Origin of the sequence: Streptomyces sp. MUM 2J (assembly GCF_022414535.1) — a bacterium.
Classification (GTDB): Bacteria; Actinomycetota; Actinomycetes; order Streptomycetales; family Streptomycetaceae; genus Streptomyces.
Genome location: NZ_JADWYM010000034.1, coordinates 37,751 through 56,698 on the forward strand (window position 1 = coordinate 37,751; position 18,948 = coordinate 56,698).

An 18,948-nucleotide genomic window follows, 5' to 3' on the forward strand; every position below is an offset into this window, starting at 1 on the left:
CTCAAGAGTCCCGAGGACACCGATGACGATAGTGCAACACCCGTTCGAGATCGCTGCTCCGCCTCTCTTCCTGGACCTGAACAAGATCACGGGACGGCGTCTCTACCTGAAGTTGGAGGGGCACAACGCCGCCGGTTCCATCAAACTGCGTACTGCCTCGGCCCTGGTCCGGCATGCCGAGCAGACCGGACGTCTGAGGCCAGGTGCCACCATCATCGAGTCCTCCTCGGGCAACCTCGGCGTCGCGCTGGGCGTCATCGCCGCCAGCTGCGGCTACCGCTTCATCTGTGTCACCGACGTCCGCTGCAACCACTCCACGTTGAACCTTCTGCACGCCCTCGGTGCCGAGGTGGTGATGATCGACACCCCGCACCCCGTCCACGGTTTCCTCCAGGCCCGGCTGGACTACGTACGGTCGCGCTGCGCGGCGGACCCGAACCTGACGTGGCTGAACCAGTACGAGAGCCAGGCCAACCGGCTGGCGCACTACGAGGGCACCGCGCCGGCCATCGCCCAGGCCGTCCCAAATCTCGACGTTCTGTTCGTCGGGGTGGGGACCGGTGGCACCGCGATGGGGTGCGCGCAGTACTTCCGTGAGCACCACCCCCGGGTCCGCGTGGTCGCCGTCGACACAGCAGGCTCGGTGACCTTCGGCGACCAACCGCGCACCCGATACCTCCCCGGCCTCGGCTCGGGCGTGAAGCCGCCACTGGTTGATCCGACCGTCTTCGACGACGTGGTGATCGTCCCCGAACGCGAGAGCGTCCGGTGCTGCCGGCAACTGGCTGGCGGCGGACTGCTCGCGGGCGGCTCGACCGGAACCGTGGTCAGCGGCGCGCTCCGCTGGCTGGCCGACCGGGGCGACATGGTCGCCGCCGCCATCTCACCCGACCTGGCGGACCGCTACGCCGACACCGTCTACGACGACACCTGGGTGGAGCAGCATCTGGCCAAACAGGATCTGCCCGACCTACCTGATCTCCAATTCGCCGGTGTCGCCCTACCAGAGAAGGTCTCATGACAAGTCCCTTGCTGTGCGAGCCCACCCTGCACGCCGCCTTTCTCGTCGATGCTTGGGGCGGCCGCTCGGACTCCGGGACAGCGCACCCCGTGTACATCCGCGAAGCCGCCGACCCCGCGTTGCTGGAGCGGCGCCTGGCCGTCCATGCCGAGCTGGCTGGCAGCCGACTCGACACGCGTCAGGAGCGCAGCCAGGTAGAAGCGGTCTACGGCGCCCTGAGTCCGACCGATCTGGCCATGGTGCGGATGTTCGGCCTCCCCAGGCTCCGAGCCCAACAGGACGCTCCCTACCGGCAGTCAGGCACGACGTTCAATTCGGTCGAGGCCCGCGGACTGATCCGGGGGGAGTGGCCCGGCCGCCCCGTGTTCGTCTTCCTGGACGAGATCCTCGCGCCCGACTGGCTCGCAGTGGGCGACCCGCCCGTGATCAACGGGCACTCGGCCGTGCTGCCCCACGCGCGAGGCATGCACGCGCTTGAACAGGTCGCGGCGAGCGGGGATCGCGAGCGCTTCCTCCGGGCCGCTGGGGCGACCGTGCACTACGTCGATCCGGGTGTCGACACGGGAGCCGTCATCCGGGCCGAGCGCCTGCCAGAGCCATTCGGATACGAGTCCCTCTGGGAGTGCAAGGCCGGAGCCTTCAAGCTCGCGTTCGATCTGCTGACCCAGGTCCGCACACAGCTGAGCGAGCCGGGCGCCGTCCTGCTCGGAACCCCGCAACCCGGCGACGACACACCCACGTTCCGGCGCCGGACGTTCGACGCTGGGACAGCGGGCCGCGCAGCGGCCCAGTACACCGCCTGGCGGACGGAGACCGAGGAGTGGGGGCGACGCGCCGGATGACAGACCAGTTGAAGGTCGACACAGAGCGGTTGTGGTCGGCGCTGGAGGAACTCGGGTCCTTCGGTCGCTACGAGGCCCCGGAGGCCAACCTGTTCGGTGTCTCCCGGCCAGCGTTCTCCCCCGCCGATGTCGCGGCGCGACGGTGGATCATGGCCCGCATGGAGGAACTCGGCCTGACCGTACAGATCGACCCCGTCGGCAACGTGTTCGGCCGACTTGAGGGCTCCGATCCGGGGCGGTCGCCGGTGGTGATCGGCTCACACGTCGACAGCGTGCCGCAGGGGGGTGCTTTCGACGGAGCGCTGGGGGTCCTGGCCGCACTGGAGGTGGTGCGCACCCTGCGCAGTGCGGAGACCGTGCTCCGCGGACCGCTGATCGTCGCGGTCTTCACCGAGGAGGAGGGCTCGCGCTTCGGCGTGGACATGCTCGGCAGCGCCGTCGCCGCCGGACGGATTCCGTTGGCCGAGGCCCTGGCACTTCGCGATCCGGACGGGGTGACCCTCGCCGAGGCTCTCCGTGACACGGGCTTCGCCGGCACCGGACTCGTTCTCGACGCTCCGCTGGCCTATCTTGAAGTCCACATCGAGCAGGGCCCGCTGCTCAGTTCGTCAGACTCGGACATCGGTGTGCCGACCGGGGTCCAGGCGATCTCGTGGCACGAGCTGACCGTCGTCGGACAGGCCGCCCACGCCGGAGCGACCCCTCCGCGGCTCCGCAGGGACGCGGCCCGGACCGCCACACGGTTGGCCGACAGGATGTTCGAGTACGCCTCGGACCACCAGGACCACGGCCTCACGGCCACCGTCGGTCGTATGCTCCTGGAGCCCGGCGTCATCAACATCATCCCTGGCGCTGCCCGGTTCAGCCTGGACATGAGAGCGCCCGACGACGAGGTGCTCACGGCCGCCGAGGCGCATCTGAGCGCTCTCGTCGAAGAGGTCCACGCCGAAGGGACCGGGCTTGTCTGCGAGTCCCGCCGGACGGTGCGAACTCGGCCGGTGCCCTTCGCCGAGCCTCTGCGCCAGATCGTCGCGAGCTGGGCCGAACGGCTCGGTTACCGGCACCAGCCTCTCATCTCCGGCGCGGGCCACGACGCGCAGGAGATGGCCGCCCTGTGCCCCTCAGCCATGATCTTCGTCCCTGGTCGGCACGACGGCATCAGCCACTCTCCGAGGGAATATTCCGAACCGGCCGCCTGCGCGAAGGCGGCCACCCTGCTTCTGCATGTTGTCCGCACGCTCTGCGAGGAATCCCCATGACCGACACCTTCGACTCGCTGCCCAGCACCGAGGACCTCCGAACCCGGGCGCTGGACGCGCTCACCCGACTCGGCGCCACGGTGCCGGAGGGCGAGGGGCTGCGGGCCCGGACGCCGATCACCGGGGAGGATCTGCTCGGCCTGCGGGCAGACACCCCGGAGGCCGCCGAGGACGCGGTCTCTGCTGCTCGGGCGGCATTCATCTGTTGGCGTACCACCCCGGCTCCTCAGCGGGGGCAGCTCGTCCGCCGGCTCGGCGAGCTGCTGCGCGAACACAAGGCCGCGCTTGCCGAGCTGATCACCATCGAGGCCGGGAAGATCCACTCCGAAGCACTCGGCGAAGTGCAGGAGATGATCGACATCTGCGACTTCGCGGTCGGCCTCTCCCGGCAGCTCTACGGGCGGACCATCGCATCCGAACGCCCTGGGCACCGTCTCGCCGAGACCTGGCACCCGCTGGGCGTGGTCGGCGTGATCTCGGCCTTCAACTTTCCCGCCGCAGTGTGGTCCTGGAACACGGCAGTGGCCCTGGTCTGCGGCGACACCGTAGTCTGGAAGCCCTCCGAACTGACCCCGCTGACCTCGCTGGGCTGCGCAGCGCTGCTGGCCCGCGCGGCCGAGGAGGTTGGTGCGCCGGCCGACGTGCACCGACTCCTGCTCGGCGACCGCACGCTGGCCGAAGTTCTGGTCGACGACCACCGAGTCGCTCTGGTCAGCGCCACCGGCTCGACCCGGATGGGGCGCGAGGTCGGACCTCGAGTTGCGGCACGCTTCGGGCGCAGCCTGCTCGAACTGGGCGGCAATAACGCCGCCGTGGTCACGTCCTCCGCCGATGTGGACCTCGCCGTCCGCGGTATCGTCTTTGCCGCCGCCGGAACCGCCGGGCAGAGGTGCACCACGCTGCGACGCCTGATCGTCCACACCGACGTGGCCGACCAGCTCACGGACCGGCTCGTCGCCGCGTACCGGCACCTCACCCTGGGGAACCCGTTCGACTCCAGAACACTGGTCGGGCCCCTGATCTCCGCCGATTCCTACCGGGCCATGCAGGACACGCTGGGCGCTGTCCGGGCGGACGGCGGAGAGGTACTGGTCGGCGGCGGCCGTAATCTCAACTCGCAGGCCCCACAGGCGGTGTACGCGGAGCCGGCCATCGTCCACCTCGACCGGCAGACCGACCGGGTCCGACAGGAGACGTTCGCGCCGATCCTGCACGTCCTGACCTACTCGGACCTCGACGAGGCGATAGCCCTGCAGAACGACGTCCCGCAGGGCCTGTCCTCCAGCATCTTCACGAACGACCAGCGCGAGGCCGAGTACTTCCTCTCGGCCGAAGGGTCGGATTGCGGCATCTCGAACGTGAACATCGGCACATCCGGCGCGGAGATCGGCGGTGCTTTCGGCGGCGAGAAGGACACCGGCGGCGGGCGTGAGTCCGGCTCCGACGCGTGGCGCGCCTACATGCGTTCGGCCACCAACACCATCAACTATTCGGGCCGGCTGACGCTGGCCCAGAACGTCAACTTCCTCTGACCTGAAACGAGCTCGGAGCTCGAAGAGGCACCCGCCCAGCCAGGGCCCGCGAGCCACCCACCGTCGGGGCCCGGAAGGCCCGGCGGCCCGGCGCGACGACTCCTCGTTCCAGACCGATGCCAACGAAAGGTAGCGCGGCTGATGGCAGCCTCCTCCGTCCCGTCCTCGACCCTGACCGCCGTGTTCGCCGATCGGGTCGACCGGCACCCCTCCCGCCCCTCGCTCCGAGCAGCCGACGGCCGGTCCTGGACCTACGCCGAACTCCGCGCTTGCGCAGTCGCCCTGGCAGCTGACCTGGCCCGGCTCGGGGTCGGTCGCGGGGACCGTGTCGCAGTGCTGGGCGGACGGACCGCCGACACCGTCGTCGCGCTACTCGGCGTCCTCCACGCCGGTGCCGCCTACTGCGTGATCGATCCGAGTGTCCCTCTCACCCGGCGCGACCTGATCCTCTCTGATCTCGCCCCGGTCGCGTTGGTGATCGCAGACCTGGCTGAGGGCCCCCCGGCCTCCGATCACCTGCCGGTCGTCCGGTTGGCCGACCGCACCGACCTCGCCACCTCCTCCTGGCAGCCGGTTGACGGCGACGCGGACGACGACGCGTACGTCATCTACACGTCCGGTTCGACCGGTATCCCCAAGGGCATCGTGGTGCAGCACAGCAGCGTGCTCAACATGCTCTCCTCGTACGAGGCCCTGGCGCCGGCGCCAGAGGCATTCACGGCGAGCCTCCTGGCACCACCATCGTTCGATGTCTCGGTGTGGGAGATCTTCTCGGCGTTCCTGTACGGCGGGTGCCTGCACGTACCTGACCAGGCGTGCTTGCTGGACGGCGATGCACTGTGGGGGTTCCTCGGCGGCGACGCGATCCAGAGCGCCTACATACCCCCGGGGCTGCTCGCGCCGATGGTCCAGGCGGCGGAGCAGGAGGGTGAGTGGCGGGCGGCCCGGTTGCTGGTGGGGGTGGAGCCGATTCCCCAGGGGCTGTTGGCCCGGTTGGCCACCGCCGTGCCGGGGCTGCGGATCGTCAACGGATACGGTCCGACCGAGACCACCATCACCGCCACCCTGCACCTGGTGGGCCCTGTCGGGGACCCCCACCACCGTGTCCCCATCGGCCGTGCCGTGGCCGGCTCCACGATCGAGGTCGTGGACGAACTGCTTGAGCCGGTCCCCCAAGGCGAAGTGGGCGAAATCCTGGTCTCCGGCGCCTGCCTCGCTCGTGGCTACCTGGACGGGCACAGCAGGGGATTCATCAAAGTCCGGGGCAGGCGGGTTTTCCGCACCGGCGATTTCGGACGGTTCCTGCCCGGCGGCGTCTTGGAATTCAGCGGCCGTCGCGACGGACAGGTCAAGCTGAGGGGGTTCCGAGTCGAGCTCGCCGAGGTCGAGGCCGCCCTCAACGCGGTAGAGGGAATCCGCAGGGCCGTGGTGTTCACCACGGGCGAGAGCGGAGAGAAGCGGCTCATCGCGGCCGTCGAGGCTCCAGCCTACGTGAGGAGGGCCGACATCCGGAATCAGCTGGCCGACCAGCTGCCCCCCCATGCCATGCCGTCCCGGATCATGGTGCTCCCCACTTTCCCTGTGACCGCCAACGGGAAGGTGGCCACCGACGCGCTGCTGGCCATGGATCAGGAACGCCCCGCCAGCGCGAAGCCGTTCGTGGCCCCACGGACGGAGTGGGAGAGCCGCGTTGCTGCCGCGTGGTCGGAGGTCCTGAGTGTCAACACAGTCGGGATTGACGACAACTTCCATGAGCTCGGCGGGACTTCACTGGACGCGATCCACGTCGCCGCGCGCCTCCGGGACGACTGGCGGCCCGTTTCCACGGCGGCCGTGCTGTCCCGTCCCACCATCCGCGCCCTAGCCGACGGGGTGACGGACACCCAGCAGGTGAGGGTGGCGCCGGTCGGGCCGGGAACCTACCCGACCGACCGCGCCCAGGAGGGGCTGTGGGCCTGGCGGGAACTGCACGCGGACGCCACGGCGACCACGGTCGTCCACGCCATCCGATTGGACGGACCGGTGGATGTGGCAAGAATGTGCCGAGGTTTCACCGCAGTCGTGGCCCGCCACGAGAGCCTGCGCACCACGTTCGTGGTGAACGCCGACGACCGCCTGGAGCAGCGGGTGTCCGCGCCGACGATGGCCGTGGACCTCCCCGTCAACCGGGTGGGATCCGCGAGCGAGGTCGACGAGTTGCTCCGGCTCAGGCTCGATCAGCGCTTCGACGTTACGGTCCGACCGTGGGAGGCCGAGCTAGTGCTTGGCGACGACTTCGCGGTACTCATATTCGCCGCGGACCATATGGTGTTCGACGGCGAATCCGCGGAGGTGCTCCAGCGCGACCTCGCCGCCGCGTACGGCGATCCCGGCATCGCGCTGCGACAGGTGGGCGGAAGCGCCGCACTCCACCCGCTGCTGACCCCAGCGGCCGACCGACGCGATGTTCTGCACGCGTACTGGCGCAAGGCACTGGCCGGGTTCCGCGCCCAGCCCGCACTGCCTCCGCCCGCGCCGTCGCACCGGACGGACCGGAGGGTGCACGTGCTGAAGCGTGCGGTCAGCACCGCGACCTGGCAGAGCGTGCTGGAACTTGCCAGGCAAGCGGGGACAACACCGTTCACCGTGGTACTCGCCGCGCTGAAGGCCTTTCTGCGACAGCGCACCGGCGCTTCCCCCCAGACCGTGACGATCGCGATCTCGCAGCGTCGGTCGGTGGACTGCGCGGACGCCGTCGGACATTTCGTCAACCTGGTGCCCGTGTACGACCAGCTCAGCACGGACGCCTACTCCCGGCTGTCCTTCGCCGACTACGTCGGGCAAGTGGCCGTGCTCGCCCGGCAGGCGGTTGAGCACGGCGACCTGAGCTACGAGGACATCCTGGCGGACCTCCCCGGATCGGCCGCCCGCGGCGACTCGGGCCTGGCCCAGGTGGTGCTGAGCCAGCAGGTACAGTCCCTCGCGCCGCCGGTCACCGCCTCGGACGGCCTGCGCTTCCAGCCGTGGCGCGAAGTCCCGGTCAACTCCATGTACGACGTGTCGGTCTTCCTCACCGAAGCAGCCGGGGCCGACGCGACCCGGATCGAGTGGGCGGTGGACGCGGCGAAGACCCTCGCCGGTTCACCCGAGCGCACCGCCAGTGCCTTCGCGGCGTTCCTGGATGCTGCGGTCGCGGCACCGCTCACCTCGATCGCTGCCCTGGAACCGCCTGCCCAGCAGGGCCTGGAAACAGCGACCGAAGCGGTGCACGGCAGGCCGCGGGCCGCCAGCCGCGCTCTCGACCGGCCCCCCGTGTCGTACACCTCCGAGGAAAGCCGGCCCGAGGCAGTTGTCCACCGGATCTGGGCCGACCTGTTGGAAGCCCCTGAACTCGGCCCCGACGACGACGTTTTCGAATTCGGCGCAAACTCCATGATGGTGCTCTCCGCCTCTCGGAATATCAGCCGGGAACTAGGCACGAAAGTTCCTGCACATATCGTCTACTCAGAACCGACGGCGCGCTTGCTGGCGGCCCGCCTGACATCAGAGAACGTACACGAAGAGATGGACAGTCGAGTCCGGGGCATGCGCGACCGGGCAGATCGGGTCCGTCGATCAAGGTCCCGATGACCAAACCGCCCATCGAGCGGAGAAGCATTTCCCTCATCGGAATTCCCAACCTTCCAGAAAGGACTGAACAAGATGTTCCGCACGTTTTTCCCGGTGACCACTGGCGAGTCAAGCATTGACGGCCTTGGAGTGTTCGCCGGAATCGCACTGGAGCCCGGCCAGGCCGTCTTCACCTTCGAGGGCACGCGACTCAATCGAGCCGAGTTCTTCTCGCACCGGGAGAGTCGAAAGTATTCCGACGTGGCCTACGACGCAATTCAGATCGACGACGAGTTCCACCTGGTGGATAAGCGGGAGACCCTCCACGTAAATCATTCATGCGACTCCAACCTGTGGATGTCGGGCCCCACGACCTACTCCACACGTCGAGCGGTGGCCGCAGGGGAGGAGCTGACCGTCGACTATGCGCTGCTCGGCGACGTCGCAGCGAGGCTCGTCCCGGGAGACTGCCGCTGCGGCACCTCCTACTGCCGCAGCGAGATCAGGGGGGACGACTGGAACCGTGAGGAGTTGCAGTCGCGCTACGCCGGCGGCTTCACGCCGTTCCTCGCCCGGCGCATCGCCGCGGGGGCGCAATCCGGCAGGGCACGCCCCGTCGCGCCGCTCACGAACTAGCTGTCCGAGATCCGCTTCTTCCGAACGGTGGGAGCAGCTCCCTACATTCGCTTCTGTTGTTTTCCATAGGCATGGACTTCGTCCGCCGACCCCTGGAGTGGGAAGTGCATCTGTCCAGATCCGCATCATTGGTCGACCTTTTCGGTTCCGTCGCTCGGGAGAACTCGGAGTCGATTTCCGTAGCGGGGGGCGGGGCGTCGATCACCTACGGAGAGCTCGATCGGAGGTCGGAGGATTTGGCGCGGCGAATTCGCTCCCTCACACCGGGCGGGCCGGCCTTCCTCGGGGTGGTCGCCGACCGCTCCCCGGACAGCGTGGTCGGCATGATGGCCATTCTCAAGGCCGGCCATGCCTATGTGCCGCTGGACCCATTTTATCCGCTCGAACGACTGCATTATCTACTGGACGACGCCCAGGTCTCGCTCGTGGTGGGCCCCCGGGAAATCACCGAGTCATTCGCCCCGCAGCACCTGGGGATACTCGACCCCCGGGAGGCCCCTTGGGAGGCGGCTCCAGAGGAAACCGTGGGGGTGTCGGACGTGCGGATCGCGGGGTCCGATCCCGCCTACATGATCTACACTTCCGGATCCACCGGAAACCCGAAGGGCTGCATCGTCACGCACGACAATGTGCTGTCGATGCTGCGGGCAGCACTGCCGCTGTTCGACGTGTCGGCGGACGATCGATGGAGCATATTTCACTCCATGAGCTTCGACTTCTCCGTGTGGGAACTCTGGGGAGCCTTCGCAAAAGGCAGCCGGGCGACTCTGGTGCCGGCTGATATCACACAGACACCGGAAGCCTTCATTGATTTCCTGGCGACAGAGGAAATCACGGTACTCAACCAAGTTCCATCAGTTTTTCGCCATCTGGCCAAGGCGCACGCGGAGCGGCCGGAGGCCCTGACCGCACTGCGCCACATAATATTCGGCGGAGAAAAGGTCGACCTGGAATGCGTCCGCAGGTTCAGCTTGAGCTGCGGAAAGCATGTACCCGAATTCACGAACATGTACGGAATCACCGAGATAACCGTGCACGCAACATTCAAGCGGCTGACAGAGGCGGACTTCGAGAGCGGCATCAGCTCTCCTATCGGCCAGCCTCTGTCGAATCTCGCGATCAGCATCAGGGACGAACACGGAGTGGAACTCCCCCTGGGCGAGACTGGCGAGATGTGGATCACTGGGGATGGCGTGGCCCGTGGCTACCACCGTCGTCCGGAAAGTACGCAGAAAAGCTTCGCCCATCTCTCCCATGATTCTAGGGGAACTCGCTACTACCGCAGCGGCGATCTCGGCCGAGCCCTTCCTGGCGGAGAGTTTGAGTATGTCGGACGAGCCGACCAGCAAGTCAAAGTCATGGGTTTCCGAATCGAGCTCGGGGAGATCGAGGAGGTACTCAAGCAACATCCCCATGTGGAAGACGCGGTCGTCTCACTTGTCCCGGACCGGACCGGAACGAAGTCCCTCGTGGCATGCTTCGTTCGCCGAATTGAGAACGACCAGCAGGTCATCCGCGAACTCCGCTCCTATGCCTCCTCGAAACTTCCTCGCCATATGGCCCCAAACCGCTTCCGAGCATTCGATAAATTCCCCCTCAACAGCTCTGGGAAGACCGACCGCAAGGCACTTCTGGCTGTGTTCCACTGAGGCTTCCGATCTGCGATCGCATGCCGGAATCGGCTCCGCAGCAACCAAATCAGGGAACCTCGCGAAAGGATATACGGCATGACCGTCGCCGCCCCCTACGGCACGTGGCAATCACCGGTCTCGGCCATCGACGCATCAGCGCAGAGCGGACACCCGGACTGGCTGGGCACTGTCGGTGCCGAAACCTGGTGGACGGAACCCCGGCCCTCCGAGAACGGACGCTGCACTTTGGTCCGCCGCCACCCGGACGGCCGCACCGAGGACGCGTTGCCCGCCCCCTGGAACGTACGCACCCGAGTGATGGAGTACGGCGGCGCACCATGGACTGGGCAGGTTGGCAAGCAAGGTCCCGAGATCGTCTTCACCCACTTCGCCGACCAGCGCCTGTACCGCGTCATCCCTGACACCGCACCGGCCGTACCCGTCCCCCTCACCCCCAACCCGACGGAGTCGGCAGCGCTCCGCTATGTCGACCCGATCATGGTCGGAGACTACGTATGGTGTGTCCGCGAGACCCACCACGGACCGGACTCCGCGGCCGTCAGCCGTGACTTGGTCGCTGTCCCACTCGATGGCTCGGCCGCCGCCGACCCGTCCGCCGTCGAAGTGCTCGTCGCCGACCGGCACTTCATCACAGGTCCTCGACTCTCACCCGACTGTCGCCGGGTCGCCTGGATCGGCTGGGATCACCCGGCGATGCCCTGGGACGGCACCGAACTGCGAGTCGCCGACATCGGCCCGGACGGGTCCTTCGGCGCTCCGCGCACCGTCGCCGGCGGGCCCGAGGAGCCGATCTGCCAGGTGGAGTGGGCGAACTCGGACGAACTGCTCTTCTCGGGTGAGTGCGACGGCTGGTGGAACCTGCACCGGCTCGACCTCACCACTGGTGCCGTCATGGCGCTCCACACCGCCGAGGAGGAGTTCGGCGGTCCGCTCTGGCAAGTCGGCTGCCGCTGGTTCGCCCCACTTTCTGACGGACGGATCGCCGTCGTGCACGGGCGTGGCACCACTCACCTCGGTTTCCTGGACCCGGCGGACGCCACGCTGACCGACGTTCCGGGCCCCTGGACTGAGTGGGCCCCGACCCTCGCGGTCCCCGCCGACGGCAGCCGTGTCGTCGCCTGCGGTGCGGGACCCGCCAGGTCCTATGAGGTCGTGGAAATCCGCCCCGGTACCGGCTGTGCCGTGCCCTCCGCCGAGGTGATCGGCCACCCCCATACCGACAGTGTCGACCCCGCGTACCTCTCCGAGCCGTATGCGCGCACCTTCACCGGCCCGGGCGGCCGCGAAGTACACGCCATCGTGCACCCTCCGCGCAATCCCGATTACACGGGCCCCGAACACGCGCTGCCGCCCTATGTCGTCTTCGTGCACGGCGGCCCGACTTCCCGCAGCTCCATGGTGCTCTCGCTGTCAATCGCCTACTTCACCAGCCGCGGCGTCGGCGTACTGGACGTCAACTACGGTGGCTCGACCGGCTTCGGCCGCGCTTACCGAGAACGGTTGCGCGGACAGTGGGGCGTGGTCGATGTCCAGGACTGCGAGGCCGCCGCGCTGGGGCTGGTCGCAGAGGGCCTGGCAGATCCGAACCGGCTGGGCATCCGAGGCCGCAGCGCGGGCGGGTGGACCGTCGGAGCCTCGCTGGTCTCCGTCCCAACCTATCGCTGCGGCACCCTCTACTACCCCGCCCTCGACCTGGTCGCCTTCGCCTCCGGCGGCACCCACGACTTCGAATCCCGCTACCTCGACGCGCTGGTCGGCCCCCTGCCCCAAGCAATCGACCAGTATCATGACCGCTCCCCCATCAACCGCACCGACCGTCTGACGGCGCCCTTCCTGCTGCTTCAGGGCCTCGATGACCGAGTCTGCCCGCCTGAACAGTGCGAGCGGTTCCTCGTGAAGGCGGCCGGTCGCGGTGTTTCGCACGCCTACCTCGCATTCGAGGGCGAAGGACACGGCTTCCGGCGACTGGAGAACCAGATAGCCGCGCTCGAAGCCGAATTCGCGCTCTACGCCCATGCCTTCGGCTTCTATCGTCCTGGCATCAAAGCAGTAGGCTGGCGCGAGTAGGCGAAGCAGGTGATGTCGCAGGTCTGCCCGGAACCGGGAGCTGAGTGACAGTGCGGCCGTCGCCGGTCATCGCAGCCAGCAGGGGCACGGCCAGCACTTCGCAGCGGCGCGAGCCACGGGCGGTCTTGCCTTATACCGCCACGGTGGCCGCACTCCAGCAGGGTTGGCGCCGTCAGATCAGCCTGGCCGCCGGAACACATAGCACCGATCACGCGCCGGATGGTGGCCGGTGAGAGAGCCGTGCGGACCGCGAGGGCGCTGGCCCGGCCAGGGTGTCGTGCGGTGCCAAGCGTGCCCAATGTCCAATTGCCGTCCAGGAACGGGAGTCGGCCGTCAGCTCGCATGCCGCAATAAGCAGTACCACCACGAACGGGTGACGCGCTCCGCACCGCTTTCTCAGGTCGGGCGGCGTCCCGAGCCGTTCGTCAGTGAGGGAAGGTCCATTGGCTGACGCGAGGGCGACTTGGTCGGGCAGACGGTGGCAGGCGGGCGGCCCATCAAAGCTCTGTTGGGCGAAGGCGACGTGGGAAGGTCACCTGCACAACGGAGCTTCGTTGCGTACGACGCGGCCCACCGGGCATCGCCACCCTCTTGTGGCCTGCGCGCCCACAAGATCAACTTCGAAATCGTCCTGGTCGCCTGGAGTCGGCTGAGCAACCTGGCTGCCAGACCCCAGTCCAGCTGCAAGCCCATGCCCTTCCGTCAAGGACGGATGTCCGGACAAGGAACGCTCTGGTCTCCGTTCTCGTGCGCTCCTCGCACATCAGCCGCTCAAACGGCCCTTCCCGCGCCGCGTGGGCCAGCCGCAGACGCCACACCGCGTCTTCCTCGACTCCCGCCTCAGCGGGCAAGGCCTACCACTCCACCTCCCTCCCACGCGCAAACTCGGCCTTCGCCGCGATCAACGACATCATCGAGCCTTCCCACAGCATTCCCAGCCCTCTTCCGATACCCCTCCCGCCGGAGCGGCCCGCCACCCGTTCCAGGAAACGATCACCTGCCAGAGTGGCCGTCCTCGCACGGGCTTGCCCATGATCACCGGGCCATTAGCCTCGCGCTTTCGCGCGCCCAGCAGACTCGGAGGTCTTCGTGATGTAGCTGATCTTGAGTCGTAAGCTCGTTGTCGCCTGCCGGTGGAAGTCCGGTCCGGGTAGCTGCCAGGAGGCCCGGTAGCAGACTGGCGGCGTCGGGGGGAAACGCCCGGCGTCGAAGCCCAGTGTCGAAAGCCCTGTAAGGGGGAGCAAAGCAGCGGTCCGTAGCATGAAGCGAAGCCTGCGGCGTCGTTAGAGGCCCGCCTCTCGGGGCGGGGACAGGGAGTGCCGAGCCCCCGAGATCAGGGCGAAGGCCATGGAAGCGGCGAAGATCCTGGAGATGCAGCCGTGAGGGACTCCCCGGCGTATGGGGCATGGAACGTTGTGACGGTGACAGCGGGAACTGGGGAGGCCCTCCCCGGCCCGGCGGCCTGCGGATAGGTGCTGCCGGAAGCTGCGCGTCCTGTAACCGGGTGATCCCCGGGAAGTGGGCGCGGGCCGGGTGGGCGTCGGAGGCGGCCGTAGTACCGCGATGAGCCGGCGGACAACACAACCGTCGGTCAGGGAAGGGCCGCTGCTTCGTCGATGTGCGGGTTGTCTGGAGGGGCTTGGTGAGTGCCGTTTCGGCTAGTTCCACCACGTCGGGATCCCTGAAGCTGGATCCGGTCCGAGCCTTGCAGCATGCGCTCTACCGGGCGGCCAAGGCCGGTCCCGGACGGCGGTTTCACGCGCTGGGGGACAAGGTCCACCGCAGGGACGTCCTGAGGCGCGCGTGGGTGACGGTGCGTCGCAACAACGGCGCTCCGGGCATTGACGCCACCACTCTGGCTGAAGTTGAGGAGTACGGCGTTGACCGTCTCCTTGGTGAGCTGGCCGCGGAACTGCGGGAAGGCCGCTGGCGGCCGTTGCCTGCGCGCCGGGTGTTCATTCCGAAGCCCGGTGTGGCGGAGCAGAGGCCGTTGTCGATTCCTTCGGTTCGCGACCGGATCGTGCAGGCCGCGTTGAAGATCGTGCTCGAGCCGGTCTTCGAGGCCGACATGCTCCCGTGCTCGTTCGGGTTCCGGCCGAAGCGCGGAGCACACGATGCCCTCCAGGTGATCGTGGATGAGGCGTGGCGGGGCAGGCGTTGGGTGGTGGAGACGGATACCCGAGTTCGACAGTTGGTGGGCATGCGGGACGGTTCGGCGGCGGATCTGTGCAGGTGAGAGGGCCGGCGCCCGCCTGGGACCGTTCGAAGGTGTGGGCAAACGGATTTGCCGTGGGTATTGCCCTGATCTGGCCTGTTGCCTGATGATGCGGGCATGTACCTGCGGAAGATCCAGCGGCGGAACAAGGACGGGTCGGTGGTGCGTTACCTCCAACTCGCCCACAACCGGCGCAAGGACGGCACCACCCAGGCCGAGGTGCTGGTCAACTTCGGCCGCGAGGACCGCCTGGACGTCGACGGGCTGCGCCGCCTGGTCGCCTCGATCAACCGCTACCTCGGTGACGAGGACGACACCGCCGCGCCGCTGGGCGCCGAGGAAGCCGGCCCGCTGACGGTGCAGTCCTCCCGGCCGATCGGGGCGAGCTGGCTGCTCGACGGACTGTGGAAGCTCCTGGGCATCGACACCGCCCTGGCCTCGCGCATCGACGGCCGCAAGTTCCGCACCGACGTCGAGCGCACAATCTTCGCGCTGGTCGCCAACCGGGCCATCGCCCCCGCCTCCAAGCTCGCCGCCGCCGAGTGGGCCACCTTCGACCACGTCATCCCCGGTCTGGACGCCCTCGCCGAGCAGCACGCCTACCGGGCCATGGACCTGCTCATCGAGGCCGATGTCCAAGGTGCCGTGCAGGAAGCAGTGTTCTTCTCCGCCGCCCACCTGCTCAACCTCGAAGTCGACCTGGTCTTCTTCGACACCACCTCTACCTACTTCGAGCGCGACGAAGCCGACGAACCGACCGGCGAGCACAGCAGCCTGCGGCAGTACGGGCACTCCAAGGACCACCGGCGGGACCTGCCGCAGATCGTCATCGGGCTGGCCGTCACCCGCGAGGGCATCCCGGTCCGCTGCTGGACCTGGCCCGGCGGAACCAACGACCAGACCGTGATCACCGAAGTCAAGGACGGGCTGCGCGACTGGCGGCTCGGGCGGGTGGTCACCGTCTGCGACACCGGGTTCTCCTCCGAGGCCAACCAGAGCTACCTGCGCCGGGCCGGCGGCCACTACATCACCGGCGTCAAGATGCGCGAAGGCTCCCACCGTGCCGACCAGGCCCTGGCCCGCCAGGGCCGCTACCAGGACGTGCGCGACAACCTGCGCGTGAAGGAGGTCCGCCTCGACGGCGACGAGGGCAGGCGCTTCATCATCTGCCACAACCCTGCCGAGGCGATGCGCGATGCCGCCCGACGCGAAAACCAACTCGCCGCGATCCGTGAGGAGCTGACGCGCATCAAGGCGGCCCGCCAGGCCGATGCGAAGAAGGCGAAGGCCAAGGCGGCCAAGACCGGCAAGCGCCTCGCAGCCCCTTCGGACGCCCCGCACCGCAAGGCCGAGTGCGCGCTTCGCGACCATCCTGCCCTCGGCCGTTGGCTCAAGCAGCACCCGACCACCGGGCGGCTGTCCACCGACGCCGCCAAGGTCGCCGCCGAGGCCCGCCTGGACGGCAAGTACCTGCTGGCCACCAGCGACCCGGACCTGTCCGCCGAGGACGTCGCGCTCGGTTACAAGAACTTGCTGGAAGCAGAACGCGCCTTCCGCACGATGAAATCCACCCTCGACCTGCGGCCGGTCTACCACCGCCTTGACGAGCGGATACGCGCTCACGTGCTGCTGTGCTGGCTCGCCCTGCTGCTGATCCGCGTCGCCGAGCGCCGCACCGAGCAGACCTGGCCCAAGATTGCCGCCGAGCTCGGCCGGATCCACCAGGTCACCCTCTCCGGCCCCGCCGGCAGCCTCCAGCAGACCACCCGGCTCACCGACACCCAGACCAAACTCTTCAAGGAATGCGGTGTCCCGCTCCCGCCAAAGATGAGCGCCCTCAAGACCCCAGAATAGCCACTGACCTGGGAAAACGTACTCCGGAGCCGTGGGCAAACGGCTCCGGAGCCTCCTCATGCCCATCACCGCAGGTCAGCCCGCAGATCCGCCACCGCCGCATGCCCACCAACTGTCGAACTCGGGTCTAGGAATTGACCGCGAGTCGGGCCGACAGCTGAAGCGCGATGCACACGCGCCCGCTTCACGAGGTGAAGCGCCACCCTCAAGATGCATGCTGATGCACTGCTCCGGCGCCACTTCATACCTATCGCGCTTCGGAACGCCACGGCATCGACCCAGAACCCTGGAATCATGGGCGTCGCATACCAGTCCAGAGACCGATGATTTGCAATCGCAACGTCACGCTGCCCCGTGCCCACCGGTGGGCACGGGTCCCGAAGCGAGCCGGATCGAGCAGGGCGGGAGAGGATGGAAACAGGGGTGTTTGCCCAGCTCTCCAGCAATGCCCCAGGTCAGGGAGGTAAAGTTTTCGGGTTCGAATCCCGTTGGGGGCACGCAACACCGTGTGCGACACTGTCGTACACAACAGCTTGGTCCTGTGGAGCAGTTTGGAGTGCTCGCCACCCTGTCAAGGTGGAGGCCGCGGGTTCAAATCCCGTCAGGACCGCTGAGGTCTCTCGTAGACCTCGTGGCTGGGTAGCTCAGTTGGTACGAGCGTCCGCCTGAAAAGCGGAAGGTCGCCGGTTCGACCCCGGCCCCAGCCACCACCGCCCTGACCAGGGCATGCGGCCCCGTCGAAGATGCTTCGACGGGGCCGTTCTCTTGCCGGGTGCACCGGGCCGTGCGCCGACGGGTCCCGGGCCTCACGAGCCGCAGGTCGCCGCCCGACCCGCTGCGGCGCGCCCCACGGTCAGCGTCTCGTGGTCCAGTCGATCGCATCCCAGCGCAACCCCGGCGGCTCGCCCCGCCGCGTCCCCGGAACCGGGGCCGGCACATGGACGGCGTGCAGCCGGTCATCCGCCCGGCCCCGGGACAGACACCCGGACCGGCGGCGCTCAGCCCCTTCCCGGTGTCGCACGAGGGCGTGGGGACTTGTACGGGCGGGGCGAACCCCCGTTCGTCCGCCGGCGCACCGGGGCGGCGGCCCGATGGACATCCGGGTCACCGGGCCCTTCGCGTCAGACGGGTTCGGTGCGCAGGAGGGCGGTGGCATCGAGGATGCGGTCGAGGTCGTGGCCGGTGAGGGCGGCGTGGAGGCAGATCCTCAGGGGCAGGTGGCCCGGGCGGGGTACGGGCAGGACGAAGGCGCTGGTACGGATGGCGGCTGCGTCCAGGACGGCGACGGAGCGGGCCAGGCGGGGCAGGGTGGTGTGGACGAGGGAGGCGATGTGGGCGCCGTCCCCGACGTCCCAGCCCTGCCGGTCAAGGCCCTGGCGCAGGTCGGCGGTCAGGCCGGCGAGGCGGGCCCGGGCCTGGTCGGCGTGCTCGACGAGGGTGAGGGTGGCGTCGATGCCGGCGATGTCGCGCGGCAGCAGAGTGGAGGCGAAGCACGCGGAGCGCGCCCGGTAGCGGACCTGCTCGGCGGCGGTGCGGCTGGTGGCGACAATGCCGGCGCGGGCGGTGAACGCCTTGGCCAGAGAGGCCGTGCGGTGCGCGACGCGGCCACCGGGGCCGACCCCGGCGGCGAGTCCACGGCCGGCCGGGCCGAGTGCGCCGAGGGAGTGGGACTCGTCCAGAACGACCTCGGCCCCGTACCGCTCGGCCACCTCCGTCATGGCGGCGAGCGGGGTCAGGTCGCCGCGGACGTTGTACACGGCGTTCAGGACCACCAGGCCCGGGCCGTGGCGGCGCAGCAACTCGTCCAGGTGGGCCGGGTCGTTGTGCCGCACGTCGTGGATCTCGGCACGGGCGGCGAGCGCGCCGTCGGTCAGCGAGGTGTGGGCGGTCCCGTCCCGGAACACCCGCACACCCCGGGCGAGGACCTGCATCAGTCCGAAGTTCGCGGTCCACCCGGACTGGGTCAGCACCACCGCCTCCACACCGAGCCACGCCGCGATCCGCTCCTCCAGGCGCCGCTGCGGGTCGTCGGCGAACAGGTGCGGGGCCGCCATCCGGTTCCCGTTGCCGAACCGCTCGTCGGCCTCCCGCTGCGCGGCGGCGATGTCCGGGTGCCCGCCGAGGGCGAGGTAGTCGTTGGAGACCACCTCCACGAGCTTGCCCTCGTCCGCCGACCGGCTGCGGCACCGGTAGAGCGCGTCGAGCATCTCGTCGTCCACGTACTGCAGATGATCACTGGTCACGCCACAAGATCTACTGGGTTTCCCCGCCGAACCGTCGCT

General features: G+C 68.4%; 11 protein-coding genes and 2 tRNA genes. 12 read left to right on the forward strand and 1 reads right to left on the reverse strand.

From position 1 onward, the window contains the following. The first annotated feature begins 22 nt into the window (after positions 1-22). The 12 genes from sbnA (at position 23) to I3F54_RS23930 (ending at position 17,376) form a co-directional block, all read left to right on the forward strand. Entirely contained in the window at positions 23-1,021 is a 999-nt protein-coding gene (sbnA, locus tag I3F54_RS23875; RefSeq protein ID WP_240120916.1) for a 2,3-diaminopropionate biosynthesis protein SbnA, read from the forward strand. Next, positions 1,018-1,863, forward strand: a complete 846-nt coding sequence (locus I3F54_RS23880; protein WP_240120917.1) for a formyltransferase family protein — start codon at positions 1,018-1,020, stop codon at positions 1,861-1,863. Before sbnA ends, I3F54_RS23880 begins: the two co-directional genes overlap by 4 nt. Further along, a complete protein-coding gene (locus I3F54_RS23885) occupies positions 1,860-3,122 on the forward strand; it encodes a Zn-dependent hydrolase (protein WP_240120918.1) in 1,263 nt (420 codons plus the stop codon). Before I3F54_RS23880 ends, I3F54_RS23885 begins: the two co-directional genes overlap by 4 nt. Next, positions 3,119-4,654: an aldehyde dehydrogenase family protein gene (locus I3F54_RS23890; protein ID WP_240120919.1), complete on the forward strand. Its 1,536-nt coding sequence runs from the start codon at positions 3,119-3,121 to the stop codon at positions 4,652-4,654. The genes I3F54_RS23885 and I3F54_RS23890 overlap by 4 nt, the downstream gene beginning before the upstream one ends. 141 nt (positions 4,655-4,795) lie before the next feature. Beyond that, positions 4,796-8,263 (forward strand): non-ribosomal peptide synthetase, encoded by a 3,468-nt coding sequence (locus I3F54_RS23895; RefSeq protein WP_240120921.1) that lies wholly within the window; start codon positions 4,796-4,798, stop codon positions 8,261-8,263. 72 nt (positions 8,264-8,335) lie between these two features. Next, complete coding sequence (locus I3F54_RS23900) at positions 8,336-8,878, forward strand: SET domain-containing protein-lysine N-methyltransferase (RefSeq protein ID WP_240120922.1); 543 nt, start codon at positions 8,336-8,338, stop codon at positions 8,876-8,878. Positions 8,879-8,949: 71 nt separating this feature from the next. Beyond that, the gene (locus I3F54_RS23905; protein WP_240120923.1) at positions 8,950-10,527 is read left to right on the forward strand and encodes an amino acid adenylation domain-containing protein; all 1,578 of its coding nucleotides are present in this window, start codon (positions 8,950-8,952) and stop codon (positions 10,525-10,527) included. A gap of 78 nt (positions 10,528-10,605) precedes the next feature. After that, positions 10,606-12,597 carry a prolyl oligopeptidase family serine peptidase gene (locus tag I3F54_RS23910; protein ID WP_240120924.1) on the forward strand — a complete coding sequence of 664 codons (1,992 nt, stop codon included), beginning with the start codon at positions 10,606-10,608 and terminating at the stop codon, positions 12,595-12,597. A gap of 1,642 nt (positions 12,598-14,239) precedes the next feature. Then, on the forward strand, positions 14,240-14,833 hold the full coding sequence (locus I3F54_RS32420; RefSeq protein ID WP_240120925.1) for a reverse transcriptase domain-containing protein: 594 nt from the start codon (positions 14,240-14,242) through the stop codon (positions 14,831-14,833). 96 nt (positions 14,834-14,929) lie between these two features. Further along, the gene (locus tag I3F54_RS23920) at positions 14,930-16,666 is read left to right on the forward strand and encodes an IS1634 family transposase (RefSeq protein WP_240120926.1); all 1,737 of its coding nucleotides are present in this window, start codon (positions 14,930-14,932) and stop codon (positions 16,664-16,666) included. A 535-nt stretch (positions 16,667-17,201) separates the two neighbouring features. Then, positions 17,202-17,276: transfer RNA gene (locus I3F54_RS23925), tRNA-Asp, on the forward strand. Positions 17,277-17,299: 23 nt separating this feature from the next. Then, positions 17,300-17,376, forward strand: a tRNA-Phe gene (locus I3F54_RS23930). Between the two features lie 411 nt (positions 17,377-17,787). Here I3F54_RS23930 and I3F54_RS23935 read toward each other — a convergent pair. After that, a complete protein-coding gene (locus I3F54_RS23935; RefSeq protein WP_240120927.1) occupies positions 17,788-18,909 on the reverse strand; it encodes an aminotransferase class I/II-fold pyridoxal phosphate-dependent enzyme in 1,122 nt (373 codons plus the stop codon). Between the last annotated feature and the right edge of the window lie 39 nt (positions 18,910-18,948).